Raw genomic sequence first — 17,632 nt, forward strand, 5'->3', positions numbered from 1 at the left:
TTCGGGTTATGAGCCCGACGAGCTACCAGACTGCTCCATCCCGCGTCCGATGCAAGGAATATATAGCTCCACCGCAGTCAACGCAAGAGCTCTTTTGCAAATACTAACTGACCGCTCACTAATCAGGCGTGTTGTTGAATATAACAGCAAGTTTTCGTTAATTCCCCAGATTAATGATTAGCCCTGTGACCAAAATTTAATACTCGAGTGATCTGTCACTGATTGTCTTCCAGGCGCCAAACCATAATGAAATCTGTCAGTCCCTCCTAGGCTTCTTCAAGCGCTGACATACTGAATCGACAAAAACGGGGCGAGCTACTGGCAATGGCTCCAAAATCTTTAATCGTATAGACGTTTAATGAACCAGCAATCCGTTCGCGGCGAAATTTTTCGCACACATATTTTTTGGTATTGGTGATCATCTCTGCCCGAGTTCAGATCACGCCGCCTGTATCATCATAAAATGCCATCCCCTCACTAAAGAAATCGCAGGCTGTTTACCCAAATGAATTTGGCCAGAATGCTAACAATTCAATGTGCTGAATGTAGGTTTTAACATCTAGCTACTCGCCCAAATGACCACATCACGTATGCCTGTAAGCGAAATATGGAATAGTGAGAATCGAGGAAATAGGGTTTGTGTTTGCTAAATTAAACTCAAAGCTATGCTTTGCATTGAGTTCATTTTTAACACTGTTCACCCTACGGGATTAGGGGAGTTATTCAGCAGCGTTGCGTACAAGCAACTCAGATTCATCTAATGCATCTTTGTGTGCAATAACATTAATACGCATTTCATTTTCAAAGAATTGCATGGTTGCCACTGCGTTTGCATCTTGAACTTGTGTTTTCTGTGCAATATTTAACTGCATTTCACGGAATTGCACATTTTGCTGAATTTTGTTGGCCATACATGAGCCGTCAATAGCGAATGTGCTTGATTCCATACAGTCGAATAATCTATTGTTCTGAGTCTCAGCATGGCTAGCGGCAGATGAAAATACGCTTAACATTGCGACAATAATGGGTAATTTGATTCTTAACATAATGATTTCCTCGATAATTCGCTTAACGACATGTTAAGCATCGTAATCCTGCGTTGGAATCAAATCTACATGCCAAACCATAGGATTGTGACAACAATATGACAAAACTGACTTTTTTGGTAGACTTTCTTGATTAACGACTTTGAACAAGCACGTAATTGCCGAGTGTGTGAAGCCCATTTACCCTTAACACCAAGGCCAATTATTCAAGGTAGCCAGCGTGCAAAGATATTGATTATTGGTCAAGCACCTGGTTTAAAGGCTCATCAAACTCAAAAGCCGTGGAATGATCCATCCGGGGTGCGTTTACGCACCTGGTTAGGTTTAAGTGACGCGCAGTTTTATGATGAAAACAATATTGCCATTTTACCAATGGGCTTTTGTTATCCGGGAAAGGCAAAAAGTGGCGACAAACCACCGCGTAAAGAATGCGCTCCGCTATGGCACGAAAAACTCATTAAGTACATGGCGATTAAGCACATTTTATTAATTGGTCAATACGCCCAATCATATTATTTGGCCGATAAGTTAAACTTGACCCAGCGCGTTAGGAATTGGCAAGAGTATCAACCAAAGTATTTCGTCTTACCACATCCGTCACCACGAAATAATATTTGGTTAAAGAAAAACCCTTGGTTTGAAGAACAAGTTGTACCTAAAATGCAAAGTGTCGTAGCCGAACTAACTAAATTTTAACCCATATTACGCGTCTTTTTTAGCCTCTTGAGCGATGAACACCAGTAGCGCGTCAAAAGGCATTGGTTTTGCGTACATAAAACCTTGGGCCTCATCACAGCCTAATTTAAGCAAGTAATTCGCTTGTTCTGGTTTTTCGATGCCTTCAGCGATCGTTCTCAGCCCTAACTTGCCACCTAAAGTGACGATAGTTTCGGCGATAAACGCCGATTTATTTGGACTGATCTCATTGACAAAAGCCCGGTCTACTTTAAGGCGATCAAGAGGCAGTTGTTGAAGATAACTCATGGATGAAAAGCCGGTACCAAAGTCATCAAGCGCCACTTTAACGCCAAACGCTTTCAACTCATGTAGCACATCAATTACCAGCTGAGGCTCATCCATAACGATACTTTCAGTAATTTCTAACTCAATACACTCTGGTGCCAAAGCGTTATCGGTTATCGCTGTTTTCACCAGCTCAATAAATGCTGGATCGCGAAATTGCGGCATGGATATGTTCACTGCCATGCGCAGATTGGTGAAGCCTTCGTTCGTCAGCAAGCGTAACTTTTCACAGGCCTCTTGCATCACCCAAGCACCAATATCGATGATCAATCCTGAATACTCCGCAAGGGGCACAAAAACTGCTGGAGAAACAAAACCACCATCTGTAGATGGCCAGCGTAACAAGGCCTCCATACCGATAATTTTTTGCGTTACCAAGTCAATTTGCGGCTGATACCACAATTGTAATTTTCGCTCGCCAAAATCATTACGCAATTGGCGGATCATGTCTAGCCGCCAAGTGGTCTGTTCTTCCATTTCAGGCGCATAATATTCAAAATTTGTTTTGAGACTCTTTTTAGCCCGATTTAGCGCAATATTGGCGTGTTTAAGTATATTAATACCTGTATGTTTTTTGCCATTAAAACGATAAAAACCAAATGCGGCACTTAGGGGCAACATATGATCTCCTGCCTCAAATGCGTTATTAAACAATCCTTGTAAGGTCGCAGGGTTGACCTCTCGCTCGGTACCGACTATGGCAAATACATCTGAGCCAATACGTGCAAGCGCTGCGGCCTCAGGAAACACAGATTCAATACGCTGGGCTAACGCGAGCAAAGTGTCATTGCCCGTATCCTGACCGAGACCATCATTTATGTCTGCAAAATGATTAATATCGATAAGCGCAACCACATCATTTGCGTGCTCTATGTCGGTGCTAATATCGTCTAGACGATTAATAAACTCGCTCCGATTAGGGAGTTTAGTCAACCAATCTTTAAACGCTGCGGTATGCAGTTGATGAAACAAATTAACATTTTCATAACCAACTGAAATACTTGATAAAAAAACCTCTATAAGTTGTTTAAAGACGTCAGAAATTTGCTGGCCAACTTTCAAATAAACGGCGGCATCATAATCCGAACTTTTTAAATATAGAACGGTGAAGTGAGCATCATAGATATGGCATTTTTGTTGTAAGCATTGGTTGACTGAGCGGACTATTTTTTCGTCGTGTAGATTTTCAATTTTTTTATTGATGTAACTGCTAAACTCCCCGGCCGCACCAAGCACATATACTGCGTTCTCGTCTTTATCTATTATTGAACCAGCCCGCGCACAAACTACCCCTGACGGATCAAGTCCTAATAAGGAGCTAATTTGTGTAACCACCCCTTCGCAAAAACGATTAATAGAATGCTCTTCCAATAAGTTTGATGCTGACTGGATGATTTTCTCTAAACCGATACGACTTTGATTAATGGTTAATATTTGTTGGTAAGAGCGTAACGAGGCGATAATAGTCGTCACTAACTTGCTACGTGTGAGCTCTGTCTTCGTTTTGTAATCGTTGATGTCGTATTCTTTAATGACACTTTCTTCTGGGGCATAGCCCGGCTGACCAGTGCGAAGTATGATGCGCGGCTCTGTCAGTCCCATTTCGTTACGCATAATACGCGCCACCTGCAATCCCGCATCGTCAGTTTCCATGACAACATCAAGTAGGATAATCGCTAAATCCGAACCTAATGTCTTTATAATATCCAGCGCTTGCGCTTTAGAGTATGCGTGATAGAAGGTCAAATTCCGGTTATTTAATACCAAATCGGACAGCGCTAAACGCGTAACAGAATGGATCTCTTCATCATCATCAACTACCAATACATTCCAGCTTCCTGAAAATTCTGTATTGTCTGCGGTATTTTCCTCAGAAAGGAAAACTAGCTCATCATTCTCATATTCCATCGGACACATTTATTTTACGACTCTCTTGAGTTTACCTGCACACAACAGCAGTATTTCTTAAGCTTAGCTAAATCCTGAGTAAATCAAAATTAGTTCACCTAATTTGTTACGCAATTCAATGCTACTAGGAATAAGGATACTATGGTAAATAATATTTACTAAATTAGATATGTGAATGAATACCCAATGAAAGTTGATAACCAAAACACTCCTCTTCCTGTGTCTTTAGACAAGAATACGAGCAAGTCTTCGCAACCTGCAAGCGCATCAACGGAAGCGCCTACAACCGCTCAAACCGAAACGAGAGGCACAGCAGCGCGTATAACACAGTGGTTTGCTCAAATTGGTGTGACTTTACCCTATCAGGGCATACGAGCGAACAGCATAGAGAGCCGAGTTCTCAAGCGCAAGAAGATAGCTGCTCAACGTAAACTAAACAACATTGAAAGCGTGTTTGAAAAAGCCTTAAAATTTTGCATTGAGGGGGATAAGGACGAACGTATCGATCAAGATTGGTTCTATAACTTCGTGAATATGGCAGAAGAAATACACTCCCCGGCAATGCAAGAACTGTGGGGTAAGATATTTGCGGTTGAAACCAGTCGCCCAGGTAGCTTTTCGCTGCGCACTTTACTGACCCTCAAACAGCTCACTTTCAAAGATGCACAAACCTTTCGCCGAGCAGTCGCACTATCAAGTCGACGAAAAGGAGATACAACCCCTAAATTATTAACTGGTTTCTACCAAAAACCATCCATGTTTGCTTTGTTTCGCTTACGCAAAGAGCAACAACTCAATTTGGCTATGTTTGGCTTAAGTTACCCCGATCTACTTTCCTTAATTGGTCTAGGTTTAATTCATCAAGCCGAGATTGAATCAGGAGAATGGTCAATAAATACTGATATAGAATGGAGGAATAACGCTCAAACCTTTCATTTGAGCGCTAAAAAGCATGGTACGACATTGAAGTATTATAAGTTCACCGCCACAGGCGCTGAGCTATTTACATTAGTGGGCACCAATACACAGGATAAGTACCTAGAGGCGCTAAAATTGATTTTGAACAACGCTTTCACTGTCAGTTAGATACCGTCACCGTCACCAAATTCATGTAAACCACACTCACGTTTTAAACCGAAAAAGCGGGTGTCTTTTTCATCCATGCCTTCTTGTAAAGATCGTGTGGTATGCCAATCACCAATTGACACATAACCTTGCTCCCACAAAGGGTGATAAGGTAAGTCATTTTCCTTCAGATAATAATGAATATCTTTGTTGCTCCAATCTAAAATTGGATAAACCTTCACTTGACGAGTCAGTTTTTGCAATATTGACAAAGATTCACGCATTTCTGATTGGCTACGGCGTAAACCAGCGAACCAAGTTTTCACTTCAAGCTCAGCAAGCGCTTGTTGCATAGGTTGCACTTTATTCAGCTTATTGTATTGCTCTATTCCTTCCGTTCCTTTTTCCCAGAGTTTGCCAAAACGCGCTTCTTGCCACGCACCTGACATTGGAGCGCGGTAAACCTGTAAATTAAGATTTAGGCGCTCGGTCAGCTCATCAACAAACTGATAAGTTTCTGGGAATAGATATCCAGTGTCTGTTAATACCACGGGTATATCAGGAAACTGTTGGGTCAGCATATGCAACATAACCGCAGCTTGGGCACCAAAACTAGAGGACAACATAAATGTCGGCTCCAAGTTTTCTAACGCCCAGCTCACTCGCTGAACCGCACTTTTGGCTTCTAACTGCTGATTAAGTTCTGTCAATGAAACCTGCGTTAAAATCTTAGGTGTTCCGTCGAGCAGCTCAACATTTTGCGACGGTTGCATAGCTAGGTTACGCATAAAAATCCTCAGCGGAATTTACCACTTCTGCAATAACACCAGTACGAATAACAAAATCACCAAATGACTCGGCGCTTTGTCCGTCTTTAGCCCATAGGCCAATTAACACGTCGAGCTCATCCATAATTTGCTGCTCACCGATGTTCTCTTTATACATTTTAGGAATGCGCGTACCTTGGCGATTACCACCTAAATGTAAGTTATACTTTCCTGGACCTTTGCCCACCAAACCGATTTCAGCCAGCATTGAGCGTCCGCAACCATTCGGGCAACCTGTGACCCGGTATATAATACTTTTCTGGGCAATTTCATGCTTCGCCAATAGGCCTTCCAATTGCGTTACTGCTTCAGGCAAATAGCGCTCTGCTTCCGCCATTGCGAGTGGGCAAGTAGGTAAAGCGACACAAGCCATCGAATCTTGACGCTGAAGAGAAAGATCATCCACCATCAAACCATGGGACCGGGCGATGTCTTCGATCTTTGCTTTGTTTTCAGCACTTACGCCAGCGACGATCAAATTTTGATTCGCCGTTAAACGGAAATCCCCTTGGTGAATTTTTGCAATTTCAGCACAACCGGTTTTCAGCGGCTTACCTGGATAATCTAAAATACGGCCGTTTTCAATGAACAGCGTTAAATGATGTTTACCATCGATACCTTCAACCCAACCAATGCGGTCGCCACGTTCGGTGAACTCATAGGGATGACTTTCACCAAACGTCACACCTGAACGCTTTTCGACTTCTCTCTTGAACGTTTCAACACCAACACGCTCAAGGGTATATTTTGTTTTCGCATTTTTACGATCTACACGGTTACCCCAGTCACGTTGCGTCGTGACTACCGCTTCAGCGACAGCTAACGTGTCTTCAACACCGATAAAACCAAAATCGTCTGCTTTGCGCGGAAACGTAGCTTGGTCACCATGAGTCATAGCCAAACCACCACCCACCAACACATTAAAACCGACTAATTTTCCATCCTGAGCAATGGCCACAAAGTTAAGGTCATTTGCGTGTACGTCGATGTCGTTAAGTGGCGGAATAACAACGGTTGTTTTGAATTTACGTGGCAGATAATTTGAACCTAAAATGGGTTCATGATCCGTGGTTTCTTTTTTCTCACCATCTAACCAAATCTCTGCGTACGCACGAGTTTTAGGGAGTAAGTGTTCGCTGATTTTTACTGCCCATTCATAAGCCTGCTGATGTATTACCGACTCAATTGGATTCGAAGTACAGAGTACATTTCGGTTAACGTCACCAGCGGTAGCAATAGAATCAATACCAACTTGGTTCAACGTTTGGTGCATCAGCTTGATGTTTGGCTTAAGTACACCATGAAATTGAAACGTTTGACGGGTAGTTAAACGAATGCTGCCATACAAGGTTTTCTCATCTGCGAACTTGTCGATCGATAACCACTGGGCAGGTTTAATAATGCCGCCTGGTAAACGTGCGCGTAGCATTACATTTTGCAATGGCTCTAGTTTTTGCTTTGCGCGCTCTGCACGAACATCGCGGTCATCTTGCTGATACATACCGTGAAAGCGTATAAGCTGGAAATTATCACCAACGAAGGACCCAGTTAGGTCATCTTTAAGATCGTCTGCGATAGTGCCACGTAAAAAGTTACTTTCGCCTTTTAGGCGCTCGTTGTCGGCCAGTTTGCCCTGTACAACTAAATTATTATTGTCTGTCGTCATTAATAAACGTCCTTCTGATAACGTTTTGCTCTGCGTAATGCAGTTAAGTATTCTTCTGCCGCCTCGGCGCTCTTTGCACCATGCTTTTGTACAATTTCAACCAGCGCAGCATGCACATCTTTCGCCATATGATTTGCATCGCCACATACATAGAAATGCGCACCCTGCTCTAACCATTCGAATACTTCTGCGCCTTGCTCAAGCAAGCGATGCTGTACATAAATTTTGTCTTCTTGGTCACGAGAAAACGCCAAGCTGACCTTGTCGAGTACACCGTCTTTTACGAAACGCTGCCACTCTGTTTGGTACAAAAAGTCCTGGGTAAAGTTAGGATTACCGAAAAACAACCAATTTTTGCCATCCGTTTCTTGTGCTTCACGTTCTTGCATGAACGCTCTGAAAGGTGCTATACCTGTACCCGGCCCCACCATTATGACAGGGGTTTCTGGGCTTTCAGGCAAACGGAAGTTGTCATTCTTCTCTACAAAAACCTGTATCTCTGCGCCTTCTTCCAAACGCTTAGTAAGGTAGCTAGAGGCCCCGCCTTGGTGCGCATGTCCATGGGCATCATATTCAACCAGTGCCACAGTCAAATGTACTTCGTCTTCAACTTCATTTTGGCTTGAAGCAATGGAGTAAAGGCGAGGGGTCATTCCCCGTAACATATCAATCAAGGATTGCGCATCTGTCTTAACCGGATACTGACGTACAACATCAATAATTTGACGCTCACCTAAAAACGCCCGCAGCCCAGCTTTATCTTCAATTAAGGCATTCAGCTCAGGGTTATTCGCAAGCTGCGCATAAGCACTGGCAAAAGAGGGGTAACTTTGAGTTAATTCACGCTTTTCGATTAAGGCTTCACGCGCAGATAAAGTATCACCAGCAACAGACACCTCTGATGCACCATCAATCTCTAGCAGCGCCAGCAACTCATCAACCATGCTCGGATCATTTTTGAACCAAACACCTAATGCGTCACCAGGACGATACTGAATGCCTGACTCTTCAAGAGAAATTTCAACGTGCCTAATATCTTTAACTGAATCGCGACCAGTAATCTTTTGGCTTGCTAACAAACTCGCGGTAAATGGGTTCTTCTTAGAATATTGCGCAGCCGCTACAGACAAGGTCGGCTTGCCAATATGTGGCATAGCCACAACATGGGAGTTACTTTTGGCTTTTAACTCGTCTTGGACCTTATCCAGTACTTGCTGTGCCCATGTTGCAGATGCTTCATCGTAATCAACATCACAATCGACTCGATTTACGATACGCGTTGCACCTAACTCAGCCAGTTTTTTATCAAAATCTTTTGCTGTTTGGCAGAAAAACTCGTAGCTGCTGTCACCTAGTCCCAATACTGAAAATTTAAGGTTAGGTAACTTAGGGGCTTTCTTGCTAGCCAGAAAGTCATGTAACTCGACTGCGTCGTCAGGCGCATCGCCTTCACCATGAGTACTGACGATGACAACGATGTGCGATTCGTTCTTAAGCTGCTTAACTTTGTAGTCAGCCATATTGACCAATTTGGCAGCAATACCTGCAGCATCAAGTTTTGCTTTATAACCCTGAGCCAACGCTTTAGCGTTGCCCGTCTGGGAGCCATAAAGAAGCGTAATGAATTTTTCAGGGGACGAAGCTTCAGCAGCAGGCCCATTCGCCTGAGGCAAAGTCGCAGTAACTTGAGTCTGTGCTAATCCAGCTAAATAACCACTTAACCAACCCATTTGAGCAGGTGTAAGAGATGGAGTCAACTGATTAAGTTGAGCCCACTGGGTATCGCTTAGAGCGGTTGTAGAACCTAAATTTTTCTGTGTATTTGATGACATAATATCGCTAACCTCGAATGCTATGGCACTAGGTTAGCGATCTATGTTCATAACTGGAAAGAATAAATACTGATTTTTTATTACTTAATGGACTGAGCGAAAAGTCAACAATTCACTACAGGCAACAAAACTTAAAAATGCACTTCAATACCCAAAAAAGCCCCACTGAATTCGAAGTTGGTATAGATACCGTCTAAGTCATCCAATTCTATTTCTAACGAGCGGTAGCCCAATTGCAACGTGGCATCGATTGCTAGGTTATCAAGCAACCCATAGGTGATCGCCGCCTGATAATCAGTAATGCTGTTGTCATCAAACGCTAAAAAACTGCCTTCAACAAACGCGCCTAACCCCGTAAACGGAACGCCTACAGCCACACGTGAATACAACATAGGCACAAAACCAGAGAAATCCTGTGCCGCATTTTGCGTGGCGTCGTTTTGTGCTTCGAGATAAATGTCACCGTCTAGATGTTTAGCATTTATACCCAAATCAAAGCTAATCAAATCATTATCAAACAGCTCGTAGTAAGCAATATAGTCAGTACTGACGAGGTCAATGTTAGTATTGACCTCGGTATTCGCCGAAAATAATTCGCCGCCATATGTCATGCTTGATGACAAAACGGTTTGCCCATTGGTATCTAAACCCGTGCGCTGTAACTTAACATTCGGCACTAAAGGTAATGGGTGCTCCAAGGCAATATAGAAACTTCCCTTGGTTTCATCTTCATAATTAAAATCTACATTGCTATTGTTATCTGAAAACCCACCTGTGGTCTCCATATCCCACGCTTGAGCCCCTGCATATACACCTAATAGAGTATCGGCCTGACTCGACAAGCTCGTTAAGGCCATGACTAGTGCACCGGCACAAAGCGATTTATTCATAGATTATCCTTGATTTAATAGTTCAGAAAGTTCAATTAGAGCAGCATTCGCTCGGGAAATATAGTTCGCCATCACTAACGAGTGATTAGCCAACATGCCAAAGCCACTGCCATTTAATATCATGGGACTGAAAATAGACTCTTGGGTTGACTCGAGTTCGCGAATTATTTGCTGAACGCTAACGCGTGCATTCTTTTTATCTAGCACATCAGCAAAGTCAACTTCCACAGCTTTAAGAAAATGGATCAGGGCCCAACTCGCTCCTCGCGCCTCATAGAAATTATCATCCAATTGAAACCAGCTTGTTTGCTCACGCAACTCTGCGGCGGGTATTGCTCCTGCGCTGCTATCACCAGCGAGGCCGGTATCGAGGCGGTCTTGCCCAACACTGACACTTAATTTTTGCGACAGGCTGCCCAAGCGTTTTTCAACTTGTTTAACCCAATCCCTAAGGTTATCAGCCCTGGCGTAAAACTGTGCTGTGCCCTGACGACTATTCGATAAGCTCGTGCGATATTCGTAGAGTTTATCGATAGCATCTTGATACTGAGATTCAGCAGACGGTAATAGCCAGCTACGATGATCAATATTTAGTTTAGGTTGTGCATCAGTCAAAAATGGGTTTTCACTGGATTGCGATTGAGAACGACTAATATCTTTACGCATAGAAAGCGCTAAATCACGTGTCATCTCTAACACGCCAAACTCCCAACTCGGCATATTGTCCATGAACAAGCTTGGCGGGATAACATCGTTGGACAGGTACCCTCCTGACTTGTTCAACAGGGTTTCCGTTACCGCAATCAAGCTCGTCGTTACGATATAACCCGGCACCAGCTTTTCATTATGCTGCTGGGCATAGTTTTGCGCCGTTTGTCGAGGATCAAAAGTTTCAGGCTCAAAACTCCAATAAATTGCAATCAGCCAAAAGAAAATAAAGAGTAAAGCTGCGATACTGAGCAGCCACTTTGGAGTTAGATATTTTTGCATGTTCACCTCCTAGTGATGACTATGTTGATTAGGGGATACGACGATGGCATCAAACCTGATCTGTTGCCCATCTTGGGTTAACAAATTTAGGGTTACAGTTTGAGATTTATTAAGAGACTCAGTTAAACCAAATATCATCATATGTAGTCCGCCTGGCGCAAAAATCAGTGTTTTGCCTGCAGGCACAACGACTGCGTTTTGTTTCTCCATACGCATTACATCACCATGCATAATATGATTGTGTAATTCAGCTTTACTTGCAATCTTGGTTTGGCCGCCAATTAAGGTAATATCCTGATCTCCAGTGTTGCGCACGGTAAAATACGCTGACGTATTCGGCACACTAGGTGGCAGCAATCTTAAGGTTGCATTTGTGATTTGCAGTTCTGCGAAGGTAGCGTTTGATATAAAAATTAACGCTGCGGCAATTATTTTTTTAATGCTCACAAGCACCTACCATTCCACTTAAATGAATCAGAACGGAATTATTCAGCAAATCAGAGCAATATGCTACCCATTCCCACGCATGGTAGATCATGTATCTCATTTATTTAGCGAACAATTTAGGAGTAGCGATCCTCATGCTTTTTGTCTTTTAATGCCCAAATGATTATCACCACCGCCAGCAATATCGGCCAAATACTGCCTAACCCAGCAAAAATCAGTGCAGCCAAGATAGCAAACAGGGCAAACCCTATAGCGGCAAATACGCTAAGGGCAACCGCGAACCCCACAAGCACCAACACTACGCCGACCACAATCATGACAATAAGCGACGTCACCGGCTCAACGAAATTATTGTCAAGTTGCACCTGTATATTCAGTAAATCTGATGCGGCGTAACCTAGGCTGTAGGTAATTAAAATAGCGATAAGTACCGCCAGCGCTAAGTTTTTCAACAGATTCATGAGCGTGTAGGCAGCAATAATACTGCCATAGCATAAGCGACTGCAGTTGCAACGGGTAACAGTAACAAACATGCAATTGCCGCGATGCGAATCGCCCACCGAGGTTGCTCCCAATGCTTCGCCAGACCCGCACAAACCCCAGAAATTTTACCGTGTAAGGTATCGCGATGTAATCTGTCTAAATTAATATATTCTCTCATGTTGCTCTCCTGATATATGTCACACCGAAGTTCACGTAGCAGATGTGAAATTCATGCTGTTAAATGGATTGACTAAGCGACCTTGTTACGCAGTTCTGTTAACTGTTTTTCGATATTCTCGTTCGCTTCAAGTTGCGCTAACTCAGCGGTTAAGCTTTTCGTTTCACTGACCAGATCAAAGGCGTCGACTTGCGCTTCTAGATCATCAATGCGCCGTTCATATTGATCGAATTTCACAATTGCGCTATCAACTTTGTGGTATGCGCCGGAGCTTTTAAGTTTCAATCTTGCATGCTGCGTACGCTGCTTAATCAATAAGCTCTTTTGCTTGCTTTTCGCCTCCATAAGCTTTTCGTTGAGCTTACTGCTGTCACTTTGTAATTTTTCGATAGACTCTTGCACTTCACATAACTGCGTCTGCAAACCTTCCAGAGCCGTATCAACTCGTTGTTTTTCAGCAAGTGCAGCGCGGGCAAGATCTTCTCTGTCGTTTTGCAGCGCAATACGCGCTTTGTTCTGCCAATTTTCGCTTTCAACGGTGAGCTTACTCATACTGCGCTCAATATGTTTTTTATCGGCCAATACTGTCGCTGCCACTGAGCGCACTTCAACCAAAGTATCCTGCATTTCCAGAATAAGTTGCTTGATCATTTTTTCTGGATCCTCTGCCTTGTCGAGTAATGCATTAATATTTGATTGCACTATGTCTGACATTCTTGAAAGTAGTCCCATGATAAATCTCCACTTGTTTGGGTTTAACTGGTTTTACCAGCACTATTGGTAACGCTTATATTCAGGTTTCTATAACCCTCATCACTGATTAACAACTACAAGTGTTATGCCAATCTATAAAAAAAACTAACCACTTGATATTAAATGGTTATTTTATCCGCCTGAGTTTTATGCGAATTAACATTGAACAAATAATTGGTTAAAACCACTACTCTTATAGTGAAAATAACGATTCTGGAATATTGGCAGTACACAACGTAGATAAAATTAGGGATTGCAGGGGGTCGTTTTTTGAACGTATTATGAATAAAGACCGCTCGATGGTTTAACTCACGCTAAGGAATAAGCATATGACCCACGACGAAATACAAGCCCTAATATTATCTGCAATCGAACTGACTAACCAATCACGAGAGGATCTTGAACAAGTACCAGTATCACCCGATACTGCGTTATTCGGGGCACAAGGTCACCTAGATTCTATGGGACTAGTCGCTCTACTGATTGACATTGAAGATATGCTACAGGACCAAGATATACATATCTCGTTAAGTGATGAACGAGCTATGTCGGCAGCCAATAGTCCGTTTAAAAATGTCGCTTCGCTTGTTGCGCATATCAGTCACTTGTTAGAAAGGGAGTAATCCCATGCAACACATTCTGGTGACAGGAGCAAGCCGAGGACTTGGCTTATCCATTGTGCAACACCTTTTGGCTAAAGGTAATGTGGTTATTGGTTGCGCGCGCAGTAAAGGCGAACTAAAACACGAAAATTACCACCATTTTGAAGCTGATGTAGCAAATGAAGAACAGGTACAAGAACTTTTCATTAAAATCAGAAAAACCTTCAAGTATATAGACGTATTGATAAATAACGCTGGTGTTGCTCGCATGAATGCTTTTGCACTCACACCGTTCAAAAATATGCGTGAAACCATAGACGTCAACTATGCAGGCACTTTTATGTGCAGCCAAAAAGCAATTAGCTTGCTCAGGAAGTCTGCCAATCCTCGTATCATCAATATGAGCACAGTAGCAGTCCCTATGAATCTGCAAGGCGAAGCCGCATATGCTGCCTCAAAAAGCGCGGTTGAGTCACTGACGCGTATTATTGCTAAAGAGCTCAGCAGCTTTAATATTACCTGTAATGCTATTGGCCCATCACCGATCGCCACCGACCTTATTCGTGGTGTGAGTGACGATAAAATAGCGCGTTTGGTAGAACAACAGTCAATTCAAAAGATGGCCCAACCTGAAGATGTGCTTAACCTCGTTGACTTTTTCATTCAGCCACAAAGCAAAATGATTACCGGACAGGTGATCTATCTAGGAGGCATATCGTGACAGTGCAGTTTTTGTTAGACAAAATGTCTGAGTTCAGCACGCAAGAAGCCGTGGCTGTTGGCAGCAATATCATTACATATGGTGAGTTACTTGAAAAATACCATGATTGGCTGAACTGGATATATAGTGAAAATATCAAGCCTGGAGAAGTCGTCAGCATTAAGTCCGATTACTCCGCTGATAGTATCTCGCTATTTTTGGCACTCACTCAAAATCGCAATATCATTGTGCCGCTGTCGAATGATTCAAAAGCCCATTTCGAAACCTTCTGTGACATAGCGCAAAATCAATACGATATCATCCTTAGTGATGACGACAGCCAGCTAACCAAAACGGGGAATCAGGCAGAACACCCTTTGTATAAGGTACTGCGCGAAAAAGACCGCCCTGGTTTGGTCTTATTCTCTTCAGGCTCTACGGGCAAGAGCAAAGCGATATTTCACGATCTGTCCCAACTGCTAAATAAATTTACCGTGCCGCGGAAGATGATGCGTACGTTAGCATTTTTGCAGTTTGACCATATAGGCGGTGTGAACACCTTATTATACACTTTGGCTAACGGCGGCACGGCAGTAGTACCATCTAAGCGCACTCCTGAGTCAGTATGCGAAGCCTTAGAGAAACACCGGGTCGAAGTTTTACCCACGTCACCGACCTTTATTAATCTGCTTTTACTGTCTGGGGCAGCAGATCATGCCGACCTAAGTTCGCTTAAACTGATTACTTACGGCACTGAAACCATGCCTGACAGTACCCTAGCAGCCATTACCGCAAGGTTTCCAGAAACAAAGCTGCTGCAGACCTATGGTTTATCTGAAGTGGGTATTTTACGTTCCAAGTCTAGAGATTCACAGTCACTTTGGGTAAAGGTTGGCGGCGCGGAGTTTGAAACCAAAATAGTTGATGGCAGATTATGGATAAAGTCTGAATCCGCCATGTTGGGTTATTTGAATGCCCCGTCACCATTTGATCAAGAGGGATTTTTAGATACCGGCGATCAGGTAGAACAAGACGGTGAGTGGCTTAAAATATTAGGTCGGCAAAGTGAAATCATCAACGTTGGCGGCGAAAAGGTTTATCCCGCCGAAGTGGAAAGTGTTGTGTTAGAGATGCCCGGCGTTGAAGACGCAGCAGTTTATTCATCCCCTCACGCAATTACAGGCATGATAGTAGCGATCGAAGTTAAGCTTAATACCGACGAGACATTATCCGAGTTTAAGGTGAGGCTGAGACTGCATTGTGCTGGGCGTTTACCAGCATACAAGGTTCCGAAAAAAATAACTCTAATTGACAGCTATACTCATAATGCTCGCTTCAAAAGAATGCGCAAACGGTCATAATCAACAAGTACAAGACGAGTCGACGTGACTCATCATAAGGATATTTACTATGTACTACGCATTAAAACTATTTATCAACCGTCTATGTCAGTTATTGGCCCTGCCCATGGCAATTACCTGTTGGTTAGAAACAGCATTAAGTAAGCACTCTGAATCTATTTTTTCTTTTTGGACCCACGTTTACTCTATATTGCCAGGCCTGCCGGGCGTATTTTTGCGCAGGGCTTTTTATTCCTTAACCCTCGAGAAATGCTCACTGAATAGCTATATAGGCTTTGGCACCATATTCGCCCACCGCAGTACGATCGTTGAAGACAACGTATACACTGGCATATATTGTTCCATAGGCTCGGCTCATTTAGGTAAAAATTGCTTAATTGGCAGTCATTCTAGTCTACTCAGTGGCAACACTCAGCATGTACGCAATGACGATAATGGAGAATGGATGCCGTTTTCGTCTAACAACATTAACCGCATCAATATAGCTGAAAATGTATGGATTGGAGAAGGAGCGATACTGTTAGCAAGCATAGGAAAAGGCTCTTTAGTGGCAGCGGGAGCTGTCGTTAACACCAATGTAAAAGCGAATATTGTTGTTGCAGGCAACCCAGCTAGATTTGTCAAAAGTTTCGCACTCCCACCATCAATCGACGAAGCAGCCGCAGAACCGCAAAACATTGCCTTAAAATCACAGACTGAACACTAAGGAAGAAATATGAAACGCTGTGACTTCGTTGATTGGATGAAAGCAGTCGGTATGTTTTTAATTGTATTTGGACATTTTTTTGGTGATCCCTTTGACCAATTTACCCAACCTGTATATCCAAAACAACTTGGCGTCGCTATGTTCGTTTTCATCATGGGCTGGGGATTAGGCAAAGTTACGACAAAAAGATACCAAATCAGTTACAACCGTTTGTTTCCTATGTTTTTTTGGGGAATAGTTATTGCCCTTTTTATTAGCGTTATAAGCTTCTTTGTCATAAACGACATTTCAGAAAGTAACTATGCACCTTTTGTTTTTGGTATAAATGTCATTTTTAACTTTTTCCCCGCCAATCCAACCACGTGGTTTATCGGTACTTATTTTCACATTATTTTGCTTTGGGCAATCATTTTATACCGAATCAACGTGACCCCTTTTATATTATGTTTAAGCTTAGGAATTGAAATATTCATTCGTGGTTATTTTATATACGACCACTCTACTTTCATTGCCTACATGACATTACCTAATTGGCTCACGGTGTTTTTGCTAGGTATGTATATGTGTCAACAAAAAGACCAAGACAGTTCCAAAGGTTTTTTTGTTGGCATAATTGCATGGGTGGTATTTTTGTTCCTTTGGGCACTCGTATTAAACGAAATAAATGTAACTCGTCGCTTTCCTTTTAAAAACATTCAGGTAAGTTCAGATTTAATCAATGCTGTGTATACATCTATCGCGGTTTCATTTGTATATATTAGCAATACCTTATTTAGTATTGCCGTCTTTAGTCGCGTTAAAGCTGGCCGTATCGTACGTTTCTTCTCACGTAACACCATTATTGTTTTTATTGGGCATATGCCGCTTTACTTTGTAATCGAGCCAATCGTCAATTTGGTTTTTGCCAGTGGATGGCCCAAGCGCCTATGCATCGTTCTTATTATGTATATTGGCCTATCTTGGGTATCTGAAATATTATGCAAAGCGATAAAAGTAGATGAAATAAAAAAGTGGGGGTGGGGAAAGTTAATTCATTGGGTGCCAATACTAGGCAAATAACATCTGGAGCCCATGTAACAGCGATCAATACTACAAGGAGTGACCGCTGTTTATATTTGAGCTTGTGAGGCTGATTGATGTCCACATGTTTTCTTG

19 protein-coding genes are annotated in these 17,632 nt (G+C 42.7%); 8 read left to right on the plus strand and 11 right to left on the minus strand.

Translation table 11 applies throughout. The features are described 5' to 3' along the window. On the plus strand, nucleotides 1-181 hold a 181-nt coding region (locus GPLA_RS24130; protein WP_040515391.1), incomplete at its 5' end, for a hypothetical protein. Nucleotides 182-719: 538 nt separating this feature from the next. Here GPLA_RS24130 and GPLA_RS18795 read toward each other — a convergent pair. Beyond that, nucleotides 720-1,046 carry a hypothetical protein gene (locus tag GPLA_RS18795; RefSeq protein ID WP_007106574.1) on the minus strand — a complete coding sequence of 109 codons (327 nt, stop codon included), beginning with the start codon at nucleotides 1,044-1,046 and terminating at the stop codon, nucleotides 720-722. 129 nt (nucleotides 1,047-1,175) lie between these two features. On the opposite strand from GPLA_RS18795, the gene GPLA_RS18800 reads away from it, so the two are divergent. Next, nucleotides 1,176-1,742, plus strand: coding sequence for a uracil-DNA glycosylase family protein (locus GPLA_RS18800; RefSeq protein WP_007106575.1), 567 nt, complete (start codon nucleotides 1,176-1,178; stop codon nucleotides 1,740-1,742). Between the two features lie 6 nt (nucleotides 1,743-1,748). On the opposite strand, the gene GPLA_RS18805 is transcribed toward GPLA_RS18800, so the two are convergent. After that, nucleotides 1,749-3,986, minus strand: a complete 2,238-nt coding sequence (locus tag GPLA_RS18805) for a bifunctional diguanylate cyclase/phosphodiesterase (protein ID WP_040515392.1) — start codon at nucleotides 3,984-3,986, stop codon at nucleotides 1,749-1,751. Between the two features lie 177 nt (nucleotides 3,987-4,163). Here GPLA_RS18805 and GPLA_RS18810 point away from each other — a divergent pair, with 177 nt between their 5' ends. Next, complete coding sequence (locus GPLA_RS18810) at nucleotides 4,164-5,063, plus strand: TIGR03899 family protein (protein ID WP_007106577.1); 900 nt, start codon at nucleotides 4,164-4,166, stop codon at nucleotides 5,061-5,063. Here the strand turns inward: GPLA_RS18810 and GPLA_RS18815 are convergent. From GPLA_RS18815 to pspA, 9 genes are all read right to left on the minus strand, one after another. Next, complete coding sequence (locus GPLA_RS18815) at nucleotides 5,060-5,830, minus strand: phosphoadenylyl-sulfate reductase (protein ID WP_007106578.1); 771 nt, start codon at nucleotides 5,828-5,830, stop codon at nucleotides 5,060-5,062. The genes GPLA_RS18810 and GPLA_RS18815 overlap by 4 nt on opposite strands. Then, nucleotides 5,823-7,535: an assimilatory sulfite reductase (NADPH) hemoprotein subunit gene (cysI, locus tag GPLA_RS18820; RefSeq protein WP_007106579.1), complete on the minus strand. Its 1,713-nt coding sequence runs from the start codon at nucleotides 7,533-7,535 to the stop codon at nucleotides 5,823-5,825. The genes GPLA_RS18815 and cysI overlap by 8 nt, the downstream gene beginning before the upstream one ends. Continuing rightward, entirely contained in the window at nucleotides 7,535-9,367 is a 1,833-nt protein-coding gene (locus GPLA_RS18825) for an assimilatory sulfite reductase (NADPH) flavoprotein subunit (RefSeq protein ID WP_007106580.1), read from the minus strand. The genes cysI and GPLA_RS18825 overlap by 1 nt, the downstream gene beginning before the upstream one ends. Nucleotides 9,368-9,498: 131 nt before the next feature. Beyond that, nucleotides 9,499-10,257 (minus strand): TIGR04219 family outer membrane beta-barrel protein, encoded by a 759-nt coding sequence (locus GPLA_RS18830; protein ID WP_007106581.1) that lies wholly within the window; start codon nucleotides 10,255-10,257, stop codon nucleotides 9,499-9,501. Nucleotides 10,258-10,260: 3 nt separating this feature from the next. Then, entirely contained in the window at nucleotides 10,261-11,247 is a 987-nt protein-coding gene (locus GPLA_RS18835; RefSeq protein WP_007106582.1) for a DUF2333 family protein, read from the minus strand. A gap of 9 nt (nucleotides 11,248-11,256) precedes the next feature. Continuing rightward, entirely contained in the window at nucleotides 11,257-11,700 is a 444-nt protein-coding gene (locus tag GPLA_RS18840; RefSeq protein WP_007106583.1) for a copper chaperone PCu(A)C, read from the minus strand. Between the two features lie 110 nt (nucleotides 11,701-11,810). Further along, nucleotides 11,811-12,155 carry a hypothetical protein gene (locus GPLA_RS18845; protein ID WP_007106584.1) on the minus strand — a complete coding sequence of 115 codons (345 nt, stop codon included), beginning with the start codon at nucleotides 12,153-12,155 and terminating at the stop codon, nucleotides 11,811-11,813. Continuing rightward, nucleotides 12,152-12,355, minus strand: coding sequence for a PspC domain-containing protein (locus tag GPLA_RS18850; RefSeq protein WP_007106585.1), 204 nt, complete (start codon nucleotides 12,353-12,355; stop codon nucleotides 12,152-12,154). Before GPLA_RS18850 ends, GPLA_RS18845 begins: the two co-directional genes overlap by 4 nt. Before the next feature lie 72 nt (nucleotides 12,356-12,427). Next, a complete protein-coding gene (gene pspA / locus GPLA_RS18855) occupies nucleotides 12,428-13,087 on the minus strand; it encodes a phage shock protein PspA (RefSeq protein WP_040515393.1) in 660 nt (219 codons plus the stop codon). 350 nt (nucleotides 13,088-13,437) lie between these two features. Here pspA and GPLA_RS18860 point away from each other — a divergent pair, with 350 nt between their 5' ends. From GPLA_RS18860 to GPLA_RS18880, 5 genes are read left to right on the plus strand one after another with little or no spacing between them, the layout of a single operon-like run. Beyond that, nucleotides 13,438-13,731, plus strand: a complete 294-nt coding sequence (locus tag GPLA_RS18860) for a hypothetical protein (protein ID WP_007106587.1) — start codon at nucleotides 13,438-13,440, stop codon at nucleotides 13,729-13,731. A gap of 4 nt (nucleotides 13,732-13,735) precedes the next feature. Further along, on the plus strand, nucleotides 13,736-14,431 hold the full coding sequence (locus tag GPLA_RS18865; RefSeq protein ID WP_007106588.1) for an SDR family NAD(P)-dependent oxidoreductase: 696 nt from the start codon (nucleotides 13,736-13,738) through the stop codon (nucleotides 14,429-14,431). Then, the gene (locus tag GPLA_RS18870) at nucleotides 14,428-15,771 is read left to right on the plus strand and encodes an ANL family adenylate-forming protein (RefSeq protein WP_007106589.1); all 1,344 of its coding nucleotides are present in this window, start codon (nucleotides 14,428-14,430) and stop codon (nucleotides 15,769-15,771) included. The genes GPLA_RS18865 and GPLA_RS18870 overlap by 4 nt, the downstream gene beginning before the upstream one ends. 49 nt (nucleotides 15,772-15,820) lie before the next feature. Then, entirely contained in the window at nucleotides 15,821-16,477 is a 657-nt protein-coding gene (locus tag GPLA_RS18875) for an acyltransferase (RefSeq protein WP_007106590.1), read from the plus strand. 9 nt (nucleotides 16,478-16,486) lie between these two features. Next, nucleotides 16,487-17,536, plus strand: a complete 1,050-nt coding sequence (locus GPLA_RS18880; RefSeq protein WP_007106591.1) for an acyltransferase family protein — start codon at nucleotides 16,487-16,489, stop codon at nucleotides 17,534-17,536. Nucleotides 17,537-17,632 lie beyond the last annotated feature (96 nt).

The sequence above is a fragment of the Paraglaciecola polaris LMG 21857 genome, assembly GCF_000315055.1.
Classification (GTDB): domain Bacteria; phylum Pseudomonadota; class Gammaproteobacteria; order Enterobacterales; family Alteromonadaceae; genus Paraglaciecola; species Paraglaciecola polaris.

Excerpts from the sequence above, each read along its gene's own strand:
- GPLA_RS18805 (WP_040515392.1), bottom strand. The coding sequence starts at position 3,986 with ATGTGTCCGATGGAATATGAGAATGATGAGCTAGTTTTCCTTTCTGAG.
- GPLA_RS18845 (WP_007106584.1), bottom strand. The coding sequence starts at position 12,155 with ATGAATCTGTTGAAAAACTTAGCGCTGGCGGTACTTATCGCTATTTTA.
- GPLA_RS18865 (WP_007106588.1), top strand. The coding sequence starts at position 13,736 with ATGCAACACATTCTGGTGACAGGAGCAAGCCGAGGACTTGGCTTATCC.
- GPLA_RS18875 (WP_007106590.1), top strand. The coding sequence starts at position 15,821 with ATGTACTACGCATTAAAACTATTTATCAACCGTCTATGTCAGTTATTG.
- GPLA_RS18830 (WP_007106581.1), bottom strand. The coding sequence starts at position 10,257 with ATGAATAAATCGCTTTGTGCCGGTGCACTAGTCATGGCCTTAACGAGC.
- GPLA_RS18825 (WP_007106580.1), bottom strand. The coding sequence starts at position 9,367 with ATGTCATCAAATACACAGAAAAATTTAGGTTCTACAACCGCTCTAAGC.
- GPLA_RS18835 (WP_007106582.1), bottom strand. The coding sequence starts at position 11,247 with ATGCAAAAATATCTAACTCCAAAGTGGCTGCTCAGTATCGCAGCTTTA.
- GPLA_RS18860 (WP_007106587.1), top strand. The coding sequence starts at position 13,438 with ATGACCCACGACGAAATACAAGCCCTAATATTATCTGCAATCGAACTG.
- GPLA_RS18850 (WP_007106585.1), bottom strand. The coding sequence starts at position 12,355 with ATGAGAGAATATATTAATTTAGACAGATTACATCGCGATACCTTACAC.
- GPLA_RS18880 (WP_007106591.1), top strand. The coding sequence starts at position 16,487 with ATGAAACGCTGTGACTTCGTTGATTGGATGAAAGCAGTCGGTATGTTT.
- GPLA_RS18795 (WP_007106574.1), bottom strand. The coding sequence starts at position 1,046 with ATGTTAAGAATCAAATTACCCATTATTGTCGCAATGTTAAGCGTATTT.
- pspA (WP_040515393.1), bottom strand. The coding sequence starts at position 13,087 with ATGGGACTACTTTCAAGAATGTCAGACATAGTGCAATCAAATATTAAT.
- GPLA_RS18815 (WP_007106578.1), bottom strand. The coding sequence starts at position 5,830 with ATGCGTAACCTAGCTATGCAACCGTCGCAAAATGTTGAGCTGCTCGAC.
- cysI (WP_007106579.1), bottom strand. The coding sequence starts at position 7,535 with ATGACGACAGACAATAATAATTTAGTTGTACAGGGCAAACTGGCCGAC.
- GPLA_RS18810 (WP_007106577.1), top strand. The coding sequence starts at position 4,164 with ATGAAAGTTGATAACCAAAACACTCCTCTTCCTGTGTCTTTAGACAAG.